The sequence below is a fragment of the Paraburkholderia sp. OAS925 genome (assembly GCF_040543975.1).
Classification (GTDB): Bacteria; Pseudomonadota; Gammaproteobacteria; order Burkholderiales; family Burkholderiaceae; genus Paraburkholderia; species Paraburkholderia graminis.
The window spans coordinates 1-17,948 of sequence record NZ_JBEUNO010000001.1; the positions used below are offsets into that span (position 1 = coordinate 1).

At 60.3% G+C, this 17,948-nt stretch carries 13 protein-coding genes, 2 tRNA genes and 3 rRNA genes; 9 read left to right on the top strand and 9 right to left on the bottom strand.

Annotated elements, in window-relative coordinates:
• Positions 1-43 precede the first annotated feature (43 nt).
• The 7 genes from rrf to ABIE53_RS00035 form a co-directional block, all read right to left on the bottom strand.
• Positions 44-157, bottom strand: a 5S ribosomal RNA gene (gene rrf / locus ABIE53_RS00005).
• Between the two features lie 218 nt (positions 158-375).
• Positions 376-3,263, bottom strand: a 23S ribosomal RNA gene (locus ABIE53_RS00010).
• A gap of 353 nt (positions 3,264-3,616) precedes the next feature.
• Positions 3,617-3,692: transfer RNA gene (locus ABIE53_RS00015), tRNA-Ala, on the bottom strand.
• 56 nt (positions 3,693-3,748) lie between these two features.
• A tRNA-Ile gene (locus ABIE53_RS00020) sits at positions 3,749-3,825 on the bottom strand.
• A gap of 72 nt (positions 3,826-3,897) precedes the next feature.
• Positions 3,898-5,430: ribosomal RNA gene (locus ABIE53_RS00025) — 16S ribosomal RNA — on the bottom strand.
• Together the 16S, 23S and 5S rRNA genes with 2 tRNA genes alongside form the textbook arrangement of a ribosomal RNA operon.
• A gap of 472 nt (positions 5,431-5,902) precedes the next feature.
• The gene (locus ABIE53_RS00030) at positions 5,903-7,180 is read right to left on the bottom strand and encodes an SGNH/GDSL hydrolase family protein (RefSeq protein WP_029970891.1); all 1,278 of its coding nucleotides are present in this window, start codon (positions 7,178-7,180) and stop codon (positions 5,903-5,905) included.
• A 131-nt stretch (positions 7,181-7,311) separates the two neighbouring features.
• Positions 7,312-8,940 (bottom strand): NAD(P)/FAD-dependent oxidoreductase, encoded by a 1,629-nt coding sequence (locus tag ABIE53_RS00035; protein ID WP_006053058.1) that lies wholly within the window; start codon positions 8,938-8,940, stop codon positions 7,312-7,314.
• Positions 8,941-9,158: 218 nt separating this feature from the next.
• On the opposite strand from ABIE53_RS00035, the gene paaA reads away from it, so the two are divergent.
• The 8 genes from paaA to ABIE53_RS00075 all read left to right on the top strand — a co-directional run bounded on the left by paaA (position 9,159) and on the right by ABIE53_RS00075 (position 15,490).
• On the top strand, positions 9,159-10,157 hold the full coding sequence (gene paaA, locus ABIE53_RS00040) for a 1,2-phenylacetyl-CoA epoxidase subunit PaaA (RefSeq protein WP_006053057.1): 999 nt from the start codon (positions 9,159-9,161) through the stop codon (positions 10,155-10,157).
• A gap of 38 nt (positions 10,158-10,195) precedes the next feature.
• Complete coding sequence (gene paaB / locus ABIE53_RS00045; RefSeq protein ID WP_006053056.1) at positions 10,196-10,480, top strand: 1,2-phenylacetyl-CoA epoxidase subunit PaaB; 285 nt, start codon at positions 10,196-10,198, stop codon at positions 10,478-10,480.
• An 8-nt stretch (positions 10,481-10,488) separates the two neighbouring features.
• Positions 10,489-11,292 carry a 1,2-phenylacetyl-CoA epoxidase subunit PaaC gene (gene paaC / locus ABIE53_RS00050; protein WP_114156529.1) on the top strand — a complete coding sequence of 268 codons (804 nt, stop codon included), beginning with the start codon at positions 10,489-10,491 and terminating at the stop codon, positions 11,290-11,292.
• A 25-nt stretch (positions 11,293-11,317) separates the two neighbouring features.
• Positions 11,318-11,890, top strand: coding sequence for a 1,2-phenylacetyl-CoA epoxidase subunit PaaD (gene paaD, locus ABIE53_RS00055; protein ID WP_114156530.1), 573 nt, complete (start codon positions 11,318-11,320; stop codon positions 11,888-11,890).
• Between the two features lies 1 nt (position 11,891).
• On the top strand, positions 11,892-12,980 hold the full coding sequence (gene paaE, locus ABIE53_RS00060) for a 1,2-phenylacetyl-CoA epoxidase subunit PaaE (protein WP_006053053.1): 1,089 nt from the start codon (positions 11,892-11,894) through the stop codon (positions 12,978-12,980).
• A 152-nt stretch (positions 12,981-13,132) separates the two neighbouring features.
• Complete coding sequence (locus ABIE53_RS00065; protein ID WP_006053052.1) at positions 13,133-13,948, top strand: DUF1835 domain-containing protein; 816 nt, start codon at positions 13,133-13,135, stop codon at positions 13,946-13,948.
• Between the two features lie 11 nt (positions 13,949-13,959).
• A complete protein-coding gene (locus tag ABIE53_RS00070) occupies positions 13,960-14,568 on the top strand; it encodes a TetR/AcrR family transcriptional regulator (RefSeq protein WP_114156531.1) in 609 nt (202 codons plus the stop codon).
• Positions 14,569-14,821: 253 nt separating this feature from the next.
• A complete protein-coding gene (locus tag ABIE53_RS00075; protein WP_114156532.1) occupies positions 14,822-15,490 on the top strand; it encodes a GNAT family N-acetyltransferase in 669 nt (222 codons plus the stop codon).
• 97 nt (positions 15,491-15,587) lie between these two features.
• Here the strand turns inward: ABIE53_RS00075 and ABIE53_RS00080 are convergent, their stop codons facing one another.
• Positions 15,588-16,085, bottom strand: coding sequence for an Lrp/AsnC family transcriptional regulator (locus ABIE53_RS00080; protein ID WP_029970894.1), 498 nt, complete (start codon positions 16,083-16,085; stop codon positions 15,588-15,590).
• A 177-nt stretch (positions 16,086-16,262) separates the two neighbouring features.
• Here ABIE53_RS00080 and hppD point away from each other — a divergent pair, with 177 nt between their 5' ends.
• Complete coding sequence (gene hppD / locus ABIE53_RS00085) at positions 16,263-17,360, top strand: 4-hydroxyphenylpyruvate dioxygenase (RefSeq protein ID WP_006053048.1); 1,098 nt, start codon at positions 16,263-16,265, stop codon at positions 17,358-17,360.
• Positions 17,361-17,525: 165 nt separating this feature from the next.
• Here the strand turns inward: hppD and ABIE53_RS00090 are convergent, their stop codons facing one another.
• Complete coding sequence (locus tag ABIE53_RS00090) at positions 17,526-17,723, bottom strand: hypothetical protein (RefSeq protein ID WP_053858836.1); 198 nt, start codon at positions 17,721-17,723, stop codon at positions 17,526-17,528.
• Between the last annotated feature and the right edge of the window lie 225 nt (positions 17,724-17,948).

A 17,948-nucleotide genomic window follows, 5' to 3' on the forward strand; every position in this document is an offset into this window, starting at 1 on the left:
AAACCCCACCTTTGCGGGGTGGGGTTTCTGACACTGCTGGGGAGCCTGACGATTACCTACTTTCACACGGGTAATCCGCACTATCATCGGCGTGGAGTCGTTTCACGGTCCTGTTCGGGATGGGAAGGGGTGGGACCGACTCGCTATGGTCATCAGGCATGACTTGTTGTCGTGCTGGGTTTTGGGCCAACACAACCAATCGGGAAGAAGTAGTTTCTGGTGATGCTCACCAGGGTAAAGCTGTTGGGCTGTGTTGTTCGAGGCACAACATCGATCACTCAACCGTGTGTGGTCTGCATAAGACCCTGCGCGTGGCGCAGGGTGGGGCATCCATAAGTGCTGAAGCACTAACGGCTGCCGACACACACCTGTTATAGGATCAAGCCTTACGGGCAATTAGTATCAGTTAGCTGAACGCATTACTGCGCTTACACACCTGACCTATCAACGTCCTGGTCTTGAACGACCCTTCAAGGGGCTCGAAGCCCCGGGGATATCTCATCTTAAGGCGAGTTTCCCGCTTAGATGCTTTCAGCGGTTATCTCTTCCGAACATAGCTACCCGGCGATGCCACTGGCGTGACAACCGGTACACCAGAGGTTCGTCCACTCCGGTCCTCTCGTACTAGGAGCAGCCCCCTTCAAATATCCAGCGCCCACGGCAGATAGGGACCAAACTGTCTCACGACGTTTTAAACCCAGCTCACGTACCTCTTTAAATGGCGAACAGCCATACCCTTGGGACCGGCTACAGCCCCAGGATGAGATGAGCCGACATCGAGGTGCCAAACACCGCCGTCGATATGAACTCTTGGGCGGTATCAGCCTGTTATCCCCAGAGTACCTTTTATCCGTTGAGCGATGGCCCTTCCATACAGAACCACCGGATCACTATGACCTGCTTTCGCACCTGCTCGACTTGTCGGTCTCGCAGTTAAGCACGCTTATGCCATTGCACTATCAGCACGATTTCCGACCGTACCTAGCGTACCTTCGTACTCCTCCGTTACACTTTGGGAGGAGACCGCCCCAGTCAAACTGCCTACCATGCACTGTCCCCGATCCGGATTCACGGACCAGGGTTAGAACCTCAAACAGATCAGGGTGGTATTTCAAGGATGGCTCCACGCAAACTGGCGTTCACGCTTCACAGCCTCCCACCTATCCTACACAGACCGGTTCAAAGTCCAATGCAAAGCTACAGTAAAGGTTCATGGGGTCTTTCCGTCTAGCCGCGGGGAGATTGCATCATCACAAACACTTCAACTTCGCTGAGTCTCGGGAGGAGACAGTGTGGCCATCGTTACGCCATTCGTGCAGGTCGGAACTTACCCGACAAGGAATTTCGCTACCTTAGGACCGTTATAGTTACGGCCGCCGTTTACCGGGACTTCAATCAGGAGCTTGCACCCCATCATTTAATCTTCCGGCACCGGGCAGGCGTCACACCCTATACGTCCACTTTCGTGTTTGCAGAGTGCTGTGTTTTTATTAAACAGTCGCAGCCACCAGTTTATTGCAACCCCTTCACCCTTCTGGCGCAGGCCAGTCAGGCTACAGGGGCGTACCTTATCCCGAAGTTACGGTACCAATTTGCCGAGTTCCTTCTCCCGAGTTCTCTCAAGCGCCTTAGAATACTCATCTCGCCCACCTGTGTCGGTTTGCGGTACGGTCACTGTTGAACTGAAGCTTAGAGGCTTTTCCTGGAACCACTTCCGATTGCTTCGTCGCCTAAACGACTGGCCTCGCACCCTTGAATTCCGCGCCCGGATTTGCCAAAGCGCCTTCTCCAATGCAAGGACCGGGACTTCCAACACCCGGACAACCTTCCGCGATCCGTCCCCCCATCGCATTCAACACTGGTGCAGGAATATTAACCTGCTTCCCATCAGCTACGCATTTCTGCCTCGCCTTAGGGGCCGACTCACCCTACGCCGATGAACGTTGCGTAGGAAACCTTGGGCTTACGGCGAGGGGGCCTTTCACCCCCTTTATCGCTACTCATGTCAGCATTCGCACTTCCGATACCTCCAGCACACTTTCCAGTGCACCTTCGCAGGCTTACGGAACGCTCTCCTACCATGCACATAAATGTGCATCCGCAGCTTCGGTATATGGCTTAGCCCCGTTACATCTTCCGCGCAGGACGACTCGATCAGTGAGCTATTACGCTTTCTTTAAAGGATGGCTGCTTCTAAGCCAACCTCCTGACTGTTTTAGCCTTCCCACTTCGTTTCCCACTTAGCCATATTTGGGGACCTTAGCTGGCGGTCTGGGTTGTTTCCCTCTTGACACCGGACGTTAGCACCCGATGTCTGTCTCCCGTGATTGCACTCTTCGGTATTCGGAGTTTGCTATGGCGTAGTAATCCGCAATGGACCCCACAACCATGACAGTGCTCTACCCCCGAAGGTGATACACGAGGCACTACCTAAATAGTTTTCGGAGAGAACCAGCTATTTCCAGGTTTGTTTAGCCTTTCACCCCTATCCACAGCTCATCCAATCCCCTAACTTTTCAACGTTAGTGGGTTCGGACCTCCAGTACGTGTTACCGCACCTTCATCCTGGCCATGGATAGATCACCTGGTTTCGGGTCTACACCCAGCGACTGAACGCCCTGTTCGGACTCGCTTTCGCTACGCCTGCCCTAATCGGTTAAGCTTGCCACTGAATGTAAGTCGCTGACCCATTATACAAAAGGTACGCCGTCACCCTCTTGCGAAGGCTCCGACTGTTTGTATGCATGCGGTTTCAGGATCTGTTTCACTCCCCTCCCGGGGTTCTTTTCGCCTTTCCCTCACGGTACTGGTTCACTATCGGTCGATCACGAGTATTTAGCCTTGGAGGATGGTCCCCCCATCTTCAGACAGGATTTCACGTGTCCCGCCCTACTTGTCGTACACCCAGTTCTTCCTCGCTGTTTTCGTCTACAGGGCTATCACCTGCTATGGCGGCACTTTCCAGAGCCTTCGACTAACAATGAAGATAAAGAGTACAGGCTGGTCCCATTTCGCTCGCCACTACTCTGGGAATCTCGGTTGATTTCTTTTCCTGCGGTTACTTAGATGTTTCAGTTCACCGCGTTCGCTTCACATGGCCTATGTATTCAGCCACGGATACCTCAAAAGAGGTGGGTTTCCCCATTCGGACATCTACGGATCAAAGCTCGTTTGCCAGCTCCCCGTAGCTTTTCGCAGGCTACCGCGTCCTTCATCGCCTGTGATCGCCAAGGCATCCACCACATGCACTTGTTCGCTTGACCCTATAACGGGTGTGTCTTCTCGGCCAGTGTTAGTGCTTTAGCACTTACTCTGGCCCGATCCCCGAAGGGGACCAGCGATCCGATCACTCGCTACAGGTTGAGTATTCGTGTTGCGCCGTATTCCAAGAGCAATCTTTCGATTACCTTTAAAATACATCGATACAATCACAACCCTGATTCACCTACTCGCACACCCATCTCTAAGCATGCTTTCGTGAATCTCTTTACTACTTCTTCCTGATTGTTAAAGAACGACAGCCGATACAAAGCTCTGCTTCATATCACTTGCTGACTGGCTCAATCGCCAATGCACAACGCTCTGCCTGTTTCACAGAACGCTACGCATTGAGGATTGGTGGAGGATGACGGGATCGAACCGACGACCCCCTGCTTGCAAAGCAGGTGCTCTCCCAGCTGAGCTAATCCCCCAAGTCACTGCACAGCAGCACCAGAGGTTTCAGTCCATCAGCTCACCAGACATGACATGGTGGGTCTGGATGGATTCGAACCATCGACCCCCGCCTTATCAAGACGGTGCTCTAACCGACTGAGCTACAGACCCCTGAGTCTGTCTGCGTTTCTTCACTACAGCCGATAAGCGTGAGCGCTCAACGTTTGACACGTTCAGCTCTGGAAAGGAGGTGATCCAGCCGCACCTTCCGATACGGCTACCTTGTTACGACTTCACCCCAGTCATGAATCCTACCGTGGTGACCGTCCTCCTTGCGGTTAGACTAGCCACTTCTGGTAAAACCCACTCCCATGGTGTGACGGGCGGTGTGTACAAGACCCGGGAACGTATTCACCGCGGCATGCTGATCCGCGATTACTAGCGATTCCAGCTTCACGCACTCGAGTTGCAGAGTGCGATCCGGACTACGATCGGTTTTCTGGGATTGGCTCCACCTCGCGGCTTGGCGACCCTCTGTTCCGACCATTGTATGACGTGTGAAGCCCTACCCATAAGGGCCATGAGGACTTGACGTCATCCCCACCTTCCTCCGGTTTGTCACCGGCAGTCTCCCTGGAGTGCTCTTGCGTAGCAACTAGGGACAAGGGTTGCGCTCGTTGCGGGACTTAACCCAACATCTCACGACACGAGCTGACGACAGCCATGCAGCACCTGTGTTACGGCTCCCTTTCGGGCACATCCACCTCTCAGCGGACTTCCGTACATGTCAAGGGTAGGTAAGGTTTTTCGCGTTGCATCGAATTAATCCACATCATCCACCGCTTGTGCGGGTCCCCGTCAATTCCTTTGAGTTTTAATCTTGCGACCGTACTCCCCAGGCGGTCAACTTCACGCGTTAGCTACGTTACCAAGCCAATGAAGGCCCGACAACCAGTTGACATCGTTTAGGGCGTGGACTACCAGGGTATCTAATCCTGTTTGCTCCCCACGCTTTCGTGCATGAGCGTCAGTATTGGCCCAGGGGGCTGCCTTCGCCATCGGTATTCCTCCACATCTCTACGCATTTCACTGCTACACGTGGAATTCTACCCCCCTCTGCCATACTCTAGCCCGCCAGTCACAAATGCAGTTCCCAGGTTAAGCCCGGGGATTTCACATCTGTCTTAGCGAACCGCCTGCGCACGCTTTACGCCCAGTAATTCCGATTAACGCTTGCACCCTACGTATTACCGCGGCTGCTGGCACGTAGTTAGCCGGTGCTTATTCTTCCGGTACCGTCATCCCGCCCGGATATTAGCCAGGCGGTTTTCTTTCCGGACAAAAGTGCTTTACAACCCGAAGGCCTTCTTCACACACGCGGCATTGCTGGATCAGGCTTGCGCCCATTGTCCAAAATTCCCCACTGCTGCCTCCCGTAGGAGTCTGGGCCGTGTCTCAGTCCCAGTGTGGCTGGTCGTCCTCTCAGACCAGCTACAGATCGTCGCCTTGGTAGGCCTTTACCCCACCAACTAGCTAATCTGCCATCGGCCGCCCCTGTAGCGCGAGGTCCCGAAGGATCCCCCGCTTTCCTCCGCAGAGCGTATGCGGTATTAATCCGGCTTTCGCCGGGCTATCCCCCACTACAGGACACGTTCCGATGTATTACTCACCCGTTCGCCACTCGCCACCAGGATTGCTCCCGTGCTGCCGTTCGACTTGCATGTGTAAGGCATGCCGCCAGCGTTCAATCTGAGCCAGGATCAAACTCTTCAGTTCAAACCTGTTACTGTTTTCGGGCTCTTTCGAACCCGGTCGCTCACTCAACGTACTGACGAAGTGTTCAACCATCTCTCGATGACCAAACCTTCCTTTCATTACTGTGTGAGACTTGATACTTTCGCTTTACCGCCAGATTCCGGAGAAAACCCCGCAACCCGGCGCGCGTCGCGCATCAAGCGCCCACACTTATCGGCTGTTAGTTTTTAAAGATCGGTTCGCACACTTCACAGCGCCCACTTCAACCACCCGGCACTGCTTCGTTCTGCGTCGCTGCATCAGCAGCAGAGAAGCGAGATTATGAAGACTCTCTTTCGGTTCGTCAACCCCATTTTTTCGCTTTCGCTTAAAACTTTGTTGACGTCACCGCCGCTCCTTCCCGTCGCGGCCCTCGTTCGCAAACGAGGAACGAAATCATAGGCGGCCCAGAGCCTTATTTCAAGGGTTTGGCGAGAACTTTATCGTCAGTCACTCATTTGCGCGCCGAATTCACGGCTCCGTCGACGGAAACCGCTTCCGCCATGGCCGCGTAGCCGGCATCGCTTGGGTGAATGTGGTCGCCGCTATCGTACTTGCGCTGCAGACGTCCCGGCTCGGCCGGATCGCGCAGCGCGGCGTCGAAATCGACTACGCCGTCGAAAGCATGGCTGGAACGGATCCACTCGTTGACGGCCAGCCGGATGTTCTCGCGCGACGCCGGAAGCGCTGCGGGCGTCAGCGTCCCGCCGAACACCTTGACTCCCGCCCGTCGCGCGGCCGCGATCACCCGCTGATAGCCCGCGATCAGGTCGGCCGCTGTCACCGACGCGTGCGGGAAATCGCAGTCGAGCCCGCTGCGCGCCGGCATCGCCGCGAAATTAATGTCGTTGATGCCGATCAGCAGAATCACCGCCTTGACGCCGGGCCGCTCGAGCGCGTCGCGCCCAAATCGCGTGACCAGCGCATCGCCATAACACGGAGAATCGTTAAGCAGCCGGTTGCCGCTGATACCGAGATTGATCACGGCCGTCGAGCGGTTCCCCGAGCCGGCCAATCGGCGGGCGAACGCGTCCGGCCATCGACGGTTCAGGTTCAGGCTGGAGCGCATGCCGTCCGTGATCGAATCGCCGATCGCCGCAATTGCCGTCGATCCCGGCGCGGCGTCGACGGACAGCCCCGTCACCCACAAGTATTGAGTGAAGCGCCCGCGAAACGCTTCTGCCGTCGCGTCCGCCGCGTGGTTGCCGGGGCTGGAAACATAATTAAGCTGGCTGGAAACCCGGTGCCACGCGACCACTCGCTGGTCCGGCGCCATAAACGCGCTAATGGCATACGGCGCGCCTTCCGCGACGTCCATCGCGATTGGGTCGCTGTCCAGTTCGCGGCCGGGCGCAACGCTCACACTCGGCTTCCCGCCGAAGGTCACACGCGCGCCGCCGCCAGCCGACGCGGCAGCGCCGCCCGCCGACCGCGCAATGCGCAGATCCTCGATAACGAGCGGCGTCTTGCCGTATTCATTGCTGAGGTGAATCCGCACAGATTTTCCCGACAGCGTCGGGTAGACAATCTGACGGACGGTGCGCCCCGCCACTTCAGGCGCGCGATACAGCGGCGGCAAGTCAGCGCGTTGCGGGATGGGCTGCAGCGCGGTTGCCCACGCCGTGACCCAATGCGCCGAGGCGTCCGTGCCAGCGGCGGCGACAGAGGAGGAAACGGCAAGCTGGCAAAACAGCGCGGCGCCGCATGCCGCGGCCAGAGAGCGAATGGTCATTCGTGTACTTGGTTTCAAGCGAAACAGCCATTGTGCACGATCCGCGTCGGCCGACGCGGGCCAGCGCGGGCGGCATACGCCCGCACTCGCACTCGCAAACGGACAAAGCCCGCAACGCACAGCCAGCACCCTCACCCGGCCACTTGCAGCTCACCCGTCATCTTCAAAGCCAGCGCTTCAGCCACTTCAATTCCGTCGATCGCCGCCGAATAGATCCCGCCGGCGTAACCCGCGCCCTCTCCCGCCGGATACAAGCCCTCGACGTTCACGCTCTGATAGTCGTCGCGCCGGCGCACCCGGATCGGCGACGACGTCCGCGTCTCCACGCCCGTCAACACCGCGTCATGCATCGCGAAGCCCGCGATCTTCTTGTCCATCTGCGGAAGCGCTTCGCGAATCGCCTCGATCACGTAGTCGGGCAGCGCCGTGCTGAGATCCGTGGGATGCACGCCCGGCTTATAAGACGGCACGACCGAACCAAGCGACGTCGACGGCCGTCCAGCAATGAAGTCGCCGACAAGTTGACCCGGCGCCATATAGTTGCCGCCGCCCAGTTCGAACGCCCGCTCTTCCCATTTCCGTTGGAATGCGATGCCGGCAAGCGGCCCGCCCGGATAATCGTCGGGCGTGATGCCCACGACGATTCCCGCGTTCGCATTGCGCTCGGCTCGCGAATACTGGCTCATGCCGTTGGTCACCACGCGCCCCGGCTCGGACGTCGCGGCGACCACCGTCCCGCCCGGGCACATGCAGAAGCTGTACACCGCGCGCCCGTTGCTGCAGTGATGCACCACCTTATAGTCGGCGGCGCCCAGTTGCTTGTGGCCGGCAAACTTGCCGAACCGGCTACGGTCGATCAAGCCCTGCGGATGCTCGATCCGAAACCCGAGCGAGAACGGCTTGGCTTCGATATAAACGCCGCGGTCGTGCAACATCTGAAAGGTATCGCGCGCGCTGTGGCCGACGGCGAGCACCACATGGTCGCAGCGCAGCGTTTCGCCCGTCGACAGCGTCAGCCCGCGTACTTTTCCGTTATCGATGTCGATATCGTCCACGCGCGTCTCGAAACGCACTTCGCCGCCCAGTTCGTGGATGGTCGCGCGCATCTTCTCGACCATGCTCACGAGGCGAAACGTGCCGATATGCGGCCGGCTCAGATACAGAATGTCCTCTGGCGCGCCGGCCCGCACGAATTCGTCCAGCACCTTGCGGCCATAGTGCTTCGGGTCCTTGATCTGGCTATACAGCTTGCCGTCCGAAAACGTACCCGCGCCGCCCTCGCCAAACTGCACGTTCGATTCCGGATTCAGCACCGACTTGCGCCACAGGCCGAAGGTGTCCTTGGTGCGCTCGCGCACCGCCTTGCCGCGCTCGAGGATGATCGGACGGAAGCCCATTTGCGCGAGGATCAGCCCGGCGAACAGCCCGCATGGTCCCATGCCGATCACCACCGGACGCGGCCCGCTGAACTGCGCCGGCGCCCTGGCGACGAACCGGTACGTCATGTCGGGCGTCACGGCGCAATGCGGCACGTCGGCGATCCGCTTGAGCGCGGCGGCTTCGTCCGTGACCTCGACGTCGACGATGTAGGTCAGCTTGATGTCGGCGCGCTTGCGCGCATCGTGGGCGCGCCGGAACACGGTGTATCGGACGAGCCCGTCATGAGGCACGCCGAGTTCCGCGAGACGCGCGCGGACGGCGGCCTCGAGAGCGCTCTCGGGATGATCGAGCGGGAGTTTGATTTCGCTTAGACGTAGCATGAAGTACCGGGGATGCAGGAGGGCCGCAATCGCGGCCAATTCGCAATTTTATAGGCTAAGCGCCGGTGCGGGGTTTCCGCGCAAAGTAAAACAGGTCGCGAAGCCCGCGCCGGCGGCTGTCGGAGCGAACGCCGTCCGTCTCAAAAAAATTTATTAACCGACCGGTCGGTTGGCTTATACTGTGCAAACCAGATAACTCCCCCAGAAAGAGCGTCCCCATGTACACGCAATCCCTGGATATTCCCGGCAACGTGGCCCCGCTGGAATCCGGCGCGACGTCGCCGGAGCAGGCGCAATTCGACGCCGTCATGGCCGCGGACGGCAAGATAGAACCGCAAGACTGGATGCCCGACGCGTATCGCAAGACGCTCGTGCGCCAGATTTCGCAGCACGCGCATTCGGAGATCGTCGGCATGCTGCCGGAAGGCAACTGGATCACGCGCGCGCCGAGCCTCAAGCGCAAGGCGATTCTGCTCGCCAAGGTGCAGGACGAAGCCGGCCACGGTCTCTATCTATATAGCGCGGCCGAAACGCTCGGCGTCTCGCGCGATCAGCTCGTCGCGGCGCTGCATTCCGGCAAGGCCAAATATTCGAGCATCTTCAATTACCCGACGCCCACCTGGGCGGATGTCGGCGTGATCGGCTGGCTGGTCGACGGCGCGGCGATCATGAATCAGATTCCCCTGTGCCGTTGCACTTACGGCCCGTACGCCCGCGCGATGATCCGCATCTGCAAGGAAGAGTCGTTCCACCAGCGCCAGGGCTTCGACGCGCTGATGTCGATGATGTCCGGCACCGACGCGCAGCGCGAACTCGTCCAGCAGGCGGTGAACCGCTGGTGGTGGCCGGTGCTGATGATGTTCGGTCCGAGCGACAAGGATTCCATCCACAGCAATCAATCGTCGAAATGGGGCATCAAGCGTATTTCGAACGACGACCTGCGTCAGAAATTCGTCGACGCCACCGTCGAACAGGCGAAGGTGCTCGGCGTGACGCTGCCCGACCCCGACCTCAAATGGAACGAAGCGCGCGGCCACTACGACTACGGCGACATCGACTGGGAAGAATTCTGGCGCGTCGTGAACGGCGACGGCCCATGCAATCGCGAGCGCCTTGGCACCCGCGTCAAGGCGCATAACGAGGGCGCCTGGGTTCGCGAAGCCGCCATCGCCCACGCCGAGAAACAACGCCAACGCGCCCAACAGCACGCCGCCTGAACAACGCGGCTCGCCAGGCAAGGAATCAGGAGATCAGCATGAACAAGGAATGGCCGATTTGGGAAGTCTTCGTGCGCAGCAAGCAGGGACTGGACCATAAACACTGCGGCAGCCTGCACGCCGCCGACGCGCAAATGGCGCTGCGCATGGCGCGGGACGTCTACACGCGCCGCCAGGAAGGCGTGAGCATCTGGGTGGTGCCGTCGTCGGCGATTACGGCGTCCGCGCCGCAAGACAAGGCGGAACTGTTCGAACCGGCGGCCGACAAGATTTACCGCCACCCGACGTTCTACACGCTTCCCGACGAAGTCAACCACATGTAAGCGCGGCCATGAACATCACGCTAGAACATCTGCAATACGTGCTGCGCCTCGCCGATACCGCGCTGATTCTCGGTCAGCGCAATGCCGAGTGGTGCGGCCACGGCCCGATTCTCGAAGAAGACATCGCGCTGTCGAACATGAGCCTCGATCTGATCGGCCAGGCGCGTCTGCTGTACACGCACGCGGCGTCGCTCGAACAGCACCTCACCGGCAAGACCCGCACCGAAGACGACTACGCGTACTTCCGCGCCGAGCGCGAGTTCGCCAACTACACGCTGGTGGAATTGCCGCACTACGGCCCGCTGTCCGCGACGGCGCAAGCCGAGAAGGACTACGCGGTCACCATTGTGCGCAACTTCCTTTATTCGACGCTGATGGCGCATGTCTGGACCGCGCTCACGCAATCGACCGACACGCAACTGGCCGCGATCGCGTCGAAGTCGATCAAGGAAACGAGCTACCACGTCCATCACGCGAGCGAATGGCTGATCCGTTTCGGCGACGGCACGGAGGAATCGCACCGCCGCTCGCAGGCCGCGCTTGACTACCTGATGCCGTACACGCGCGAGTTCTTCAGCACCGACGCCGTGGAAGAAGCGATCGCCGCGGCTGGCATTGGCCCGCTCAGCGCCGATCTGGAAGCCGCCTGGCTCGACGACGTGCGCGCCACACTCGACCAAGCCACGCTTACGCTTCCCGAACCGGTCAAGCACGTCACGACCGGCAAGCACGGCGAGCATTCGGAGCACATGGGCTTCGTGCTGGCCGAAATGCAAAGCCTCGCGCGGCAGCATCCCGGCGCGACCTGGTAATCGCAATAACACGGCAAATCAGACGATGACGACCTCGACCGCGCCCACCGCCGTCCTTGACGACGCCCATGACGACGCCACGCTCGAACGCGCGTGGGCGGTGCTGGAAGCCGTGCCCGATCCCGAGATTCCGGTGGTATCGATCCGCGAGCTCGGCATTCTGCGCGACGTGCGGCGCACGGACGACGGCACGCTCGAGGTGGTGATCACGCCGACCTATTCCGGCTGTCCGGCCATGTCGCAGATCGCCGAAGACGTCGCGCATGCACTCGACGTCGCGGGACTCACGCCTTATCGCATCGCCACCGTGCTCGCGCCCGCGTGGACCACTGACTGGATGACCGTCGAAGCCCGCGACAAACTGCGCGCCTACGGCATCGCGCCGCCCACCGGCAATTGCGGATCGCCGGCCGATTCGGGTTTGCGGCCGCGCGAAAAGGTCATGCGCTTCGTGCCGCGCGCGCTGCCCGCGCCTTCGTGCCCGCGCTGCGGCTCGGCGCACACCGAGCGTCTCGCGCAATTCGGCTCGACCGCCTGCAAAGCCTTGTACCGCTGCCTCGACTGCCGCGAACCCTTCGACTATTTCAAACCATACTGATATGGCTACCCCGCAATTTCATCCGCTGCGTATCCGCGAAGTGCGGCCTGAAACCGCCGACGCGGTCTCGGTTGCCTTCGAAGTCCCCGCCGAACTGCGCGAGCTTTACCGCTTCACGCAAGGCCAGTTCGTCACGCTCAAAACGCATATCGACGGAGAGGAAACGCGCCGTTCGTACTCGATCTGCGTGGGCGTCACCGACTACGACCGCGACGGCGAACTGCGCATCGGCATCAAGCGCGTGCGCGGCGGGCGCTTCTCGAATTTCGCCTTCGACACGCTGCAGCCCGGCCACACGATTGACGTGATGACGCCGGACGGCCGCTTCTTCACGCATCTGAACGTGGACCACGGCCAGCAGTACGTCGCGTTTGCAGGCGGCTCGGGCATCACGCCGGTGCTCGCCATCATCAAGACGACGCTCGAGGTCGAACCGCGCAGCACCTTTGTGCTGATTTACGGCAACCGCAGCGTGGATCAGATCATGTTCGCCGAAGAACTCGAAGATCTGAAGAACCGCTTCATGAACCGCTTCGTGCTGTACCACGTGCTGTCGGACGATTTGCAGGACGTCGAACTGTTCAACGGCGTGCTCGACCAGAAGAAGTGCGCGGCGTTTCTGGAAAGCCTCGTGCCGGCCGATTCGATCGACGAAGCCTTTATCTGCGGCCCCGCGCCGATGATGGACGCCGCCGAAGCCGCGCTCAAAGCCGCCGGCGTGCCGTCGGAAAAGGTGCACGTAGAACGCTTTGGCTCGCCGCTGCCGCAAGCGGGCGTGCCGCCCGTCGAAATCACCGACGACACGCCCGCAGCCGAGCTCGAAATCGTGCTCGATGGAAAGCGCCGCAAGCTGCGCCTGCCGTATCAGGGCGTGAGCGTGCTCGACGTCGGTCTGCGCGCCGGGCTCGCGCTGCCGTATGCGTGCAAAGGCGGCGTGTGCTGCACCTGCCGCGCGAAAGTCGTCGAAGGCGAAGTGAAGATGGAAAAGAACTACACGCTCGAAGAGCATGAAATCCGCGACGGCTTCGTGCTGACCTGTCAATGCCATCCGATCAGCGATCGCGTGGTGGTGAGCTACGACGAACGTTGAGCGCGTTTGGCGCGTTCGGCGCGTTCCTCGCCCCCTGTGCTTTGAGCCATTCCGCGATCCGCTTACACTAGGGGCCGCTCGCAGTCGGACCGTTCCGGTCCGCGAGGCGAGCGGCCCTTTGTCTAATCGCGTACAAAAACCAGCCACGGCCGATGAGCACCATCCACCTCACCAACGGCGACGTCGCCGCGGAATCATTGCGCACGGCGTTGCGCGAAACGGGCCGCGACGACCGCGTGCAGGCACTGCGCGACGATCTGGCGGTCGGTCCGTTGCGAGGAATCGACGACGACCCGCAAGTGCGCGCCACCTTCTGGGACCGCGTGAGCGCTGACACGAAGCGCGATTTCGTCCGCGAGTTTCGGGAACAGGCCGCAGCGCTCGAAGCGATTGCGCGCGGCGAAGCGAATCTCGTGGTCTGGCATGGCGAAAGCGCATCCGATCAATTGATGCTGCGCCGGGTCTGCTACTACCTGCGGAACAATCCGCAGCGCCTGAACGAAGTGCGTCTGTCGATCCGCGATCTCACCGACACCGGCGCATGGGCGTACAGCCGCAAAGACCGCGCGACGTCCGTCGGCATGTTCGCGCCGTCCGTGCTGCACGCGCGTTTGCCCGACGCGGCGCCCATCTCGGTGCTGCGCATCAGCCGGCTCGCGCTCGAATGGCAGGAAGCGAAGCACGCAAACGGCGAGACGCGGCGCTGGCGCGACAACACCTTCACGAGCGGCAGCTTCGCCGATCTGGACGCGCTGATACTCGAGCACGCGACGGCGGACTGGCAACCGGCGTCGCGAGTGGCCGCGGAAGTCATGACCGCGGAGCTCGGGTTTCTGGTCAGCGACAGCATCGTGCTGTGGCGCTTCCGCGAACTGGCCGCCACGCGCCGGATCAAGCTACGCGGCGACACCGGCGCATGGCGGACGCTCGAGCTGTGCGCGGCGCTCGCCCCCTGTCCACAGGAATAAAACAGACGACCATGGCCCGCACCCGAGCCCCCGACCACGAAAGCCAGCGCGAACAGATTCTCGAACTGGCCGCGGCCAAATTCGCACAGACGAGCTATCCCAGCACGTCGATGTCAGACCTTGCCGCTGCCAGCGGCACCTCGAAAGCGCGCCTCTATCACTATTACGAGAGCAAGGAAGCGATCCTTTTCGATCTGCTGGACCGCTACACCAAACGGCTGATGCTGATCATCGCCGAGGTGGAGGGCGCAAGTCAGCGCCGCGGCCTCACCGAGCGCGAGACCTTTGCCGAGTTGATCCGCGCGTTCCTCTCGGAATACGAGACGTCGCACAGCCGCCACGTCGCACTGCTGAACGACGTAAAGTATCTCGTCGACGCGCAGCGCGAGGTGATTCTCAACCGTCAGCGCGACGTCGTCGCTGCGTTTGCGCGGCAACTGGCGCGCGCTTACCCCGAGCGCGCCACGCGTGAAAACCAGACCGCGCTCACGATGATGGTATTCGGCATGATCAACTGGACCTTCACCTGGCTCAAGCCCGGCGGACGCATGGGCTATCGCGAATTCGCGGAACAGGTGGTGAGCATGGTGGACCACGGGCTGGGCTGCGCGCCGGCTTGATGGCGGGATGGCGCAGCACAGCAATATGCTGCATCGGTAAATAAGCGCGTCGCATATGCGCGACATCGTGCCACGCACGCTCGTTCTTTTATTAATTATCTTTTTGAATCAACGGGTTAACCATAAAACGCCCCCGCAGTTAGGCAGCACCCTCGAATAAAGGTACGGGTTTTCCCTAGTGATCGGTTAGCGTTTCCGTTAGAATCGTTTTTGCGGTGCACCAACGCCGCACGATGACAAGGAGAACCTGACCATGAACATGATTACACCCCGCGCCGCCGAGCCGATCGTCGCGCACGATCGCGCGTCGCTGCCTGCCGGTCGTGCGCCTGCTCTGGTTCGTGAACTCACCGCGGTCGACCGTGAACGTCTGTTGACGCACTTCCTCGCGCTCGACGAAGACGACCGCCTGCTGCGCTTCGGTCAGGTGGTGCCCGACCATGTCATCGAGAACTACGTCCGCGCAATCGATTTCAAGAGCGACACCGTGTTCGGCGTGTTCGACGATCAGTTGCAGCTTACGGGCGTCGGTCACCTCGCTTACTTGCCGGCTGAAGGCGACAAGCGCACGGCGGAGTTCGGCGTTTCCGTGCTCGAAAGCGTGCGCGGCCAGGGTATCGGTTCCAGGCTGTTTGAGCGCGCGGCCATTCGCAGCCGCAACACGCATGTCACCACGCTGTACATGCACTGTCTGTCGCGCAACTCGACGATGATGCACATCGCGAAAAAAGCGGGCATGAAGATCGAGTACGCGTACGGCGAAGCAGACGCTTATCTGACGCTGCCGCCGGCCGACCAAACGAGCATCATCACGGAAATGCTGCAGGAACAGGCTGCGGTGTTCGACTATGCGCTCAAGCGCCAGGCACGCCGCACGTCGCGATTGCTCGAGTCCTTCATGCCGACAGCCGCCGCGGCCTGAACATTGGGCAGACGCCGTCATCCACTACAAAGGGCAGCTTCATGGCTGCCCTTTGCGGTTTACCGGCCGTGTGCCGCGCGCCCCAACCGACGCACTTTCATAAGATCGGCAACGCCGTCGTCTCCTTGATCTTTTCCAGCGAGAAGCTCGTTTTGACGTCGATCACCGACGGGTGATGCAGCAGTTGGTCCTGCACGAAGCGCGAAAAGTGCGCCATGTCCTCCACCTGAACGCGTAGCAGATAGTCCATCTCGCCGGTCATTGCGTGACACGCCACCACTTCCGGCCACGTCTGCACGGCCGCGCGGAACAGGTCGGCGTGGGTCGCCTCGCCGCGCGGACTTAGCGCGGAACCGCCGCGCTTTTCCAGCCGCACATTGACGTATGCGAGCAGATCAAGCCCGAGGCGCTGCGCGTCCAGCAGCGCGACGTAGCCGCGAATCACCCCGCTCTCCTCGAGCCGCCGTATGCGCCGCAAACACGGACTCGGTGAAAGATTGATCCGCTCCGCGATCTCCTGATTCGACAACCGGCCATTCTCCTGAAGGATCGCCAGAATACGCCGGTCGATGGCGTCTATCTCTATATGAGTCACTTTCTGCCGCCGTTTTCGGAGATTGAGCTAGAAAATAGCGCCACGCTACGCTAGCGCGATTAAGTTCGCAAGTTTCGAGCGCGGTCCCGCATTTACACTTGCGTCATTCGGTCGCGCTCCGGCATTGCGCGCGCGACTCCGGCGCCACGCGCCCTCGACATGGAGAGAGAGAGACAAATGCAGGTTTCAACTTGGGACAATCCGGTCGGCACCGACGGCTTCGAATTCATCGAATACACCGCCCCCGATCCCAAAGCGCTCGGCAAGCTGTTCGAGCAGATGGGTTTTACCGCTATCGCCCGTCATCGTCATAAGGACGTAACGCTTTACCGGCAAGGCGAGATCAACTTTATCGTCAATGGCGAGCCGGATTCGTTCGCGCAACGCTTCGCGCGTCTGCACGGTCCGTCGATCTGCGCGATCGCGTTCCGCGTCCAGGACGCGGGCAAGGCCTACAGGCAAGCCATCGAAAAAGGCGCGTGGGGCTTCGACAACAAAACCGGCCCGATGGAACTGAACATTCCCGCAATCAAGGGCATCGGCGATTCGCTGATCTATTTCGTCGACCGCTGGCGCGGCAAGAACGGCGCGGCGCCGGGCAGCGTCGGCGACATCGACATTTACGATGTGGACTTCGAGCCGATTGCCGGCGCGAATCCGAACCCCGTGGGTCATGGCCTCACCTACATCGACCACCTGACGCACAACGTCCACCGTGGCCGCATGCAGGAATGGGCGGAGTTTTATGAGCGCCTCTTCAATTTCCGCGAAGTGCGCTATTTCGACATCGAAGGCAAAGTGACGGGCGTGAAGTCGAAAGCGATGACGTCGCCGTGCGGCAAGATCCGCATTCCGATCAACGAGGAAGGCTCCGAAACGTCCGGGCAGATTCAGGAATATCTGGACGCGTACCACGGCGAAGGCATCCAGCACATCGCGCTCGGCAGCAACGACATTTACCGTACCGTCGACGGCCTGCGCGCATCGAATATCTCGCTCCTCGATACCATCGACACCTACTACGAACTCGTCGACCGCCGCGTGCCGAATCACGGCGAGCCGCTCGACGAACTGCGCAAGCGCAAGATTCTGATCGACGGCGCGCCGGACGACTTGCTGCTGCAAATCTTCACTGAGAACCAGATCGGCCCGATCTTCTTCGAGATCATTCAGCGCAAGGGCAATCAGGGCTTTGGCGAGGGCAACTTCAAGGCGCTGTTCGAATCGATCGAACTGGATCAGATTCGCCGCGGCGTCGTGCAGGACAAGGCTTGAGCCGCCAGGCGCCTGTATCCGGCGTGGCGGGTAATGCGCCAATAAAACGAGGCCAATAAAACGACAAGGGCGAGGATCTAACGATCCCCGCCCTCGTCGTTTGCGCCGCCGCTCAACGCTGAGCGACGGCCGGTTTAACCGTCGACACGCCGCATCAGCAGCGCGTCACGAATTCTGGTCTTCCTTCGCGGACGCGCTTTCCCGCGCGATGCGGTTGATGGCGACACGCGCCGGGGCGACCAGGGCCGTGCGGCTAATCACGCTCGACTGCGTGCCCGTACCCGCGTTCGAGCGCACCGGCGCGCTCATGGCGAAAAAGGCGGCCGAAACCATCAGGAAGGTCTGGATATTTCTAGTGTTCATGCGTACTCCTTTTCTAACTGCCCTGTTGTCCTGAAGCGCCGCAACATGCGACGCGTTACACAGACATTGCTCACAGGTGCGGTGTTAGACACGCATCTGCTGCGCGGTTCCATGAGATTGTAGGTTTTACAGCTTGTTACACCGGCAACTCACAGACGTTAGGCGAACTTTGCAACAAACAGCAACCAGCATGAACGCCGCATGGCGGCGGCAGCACAGCGAACT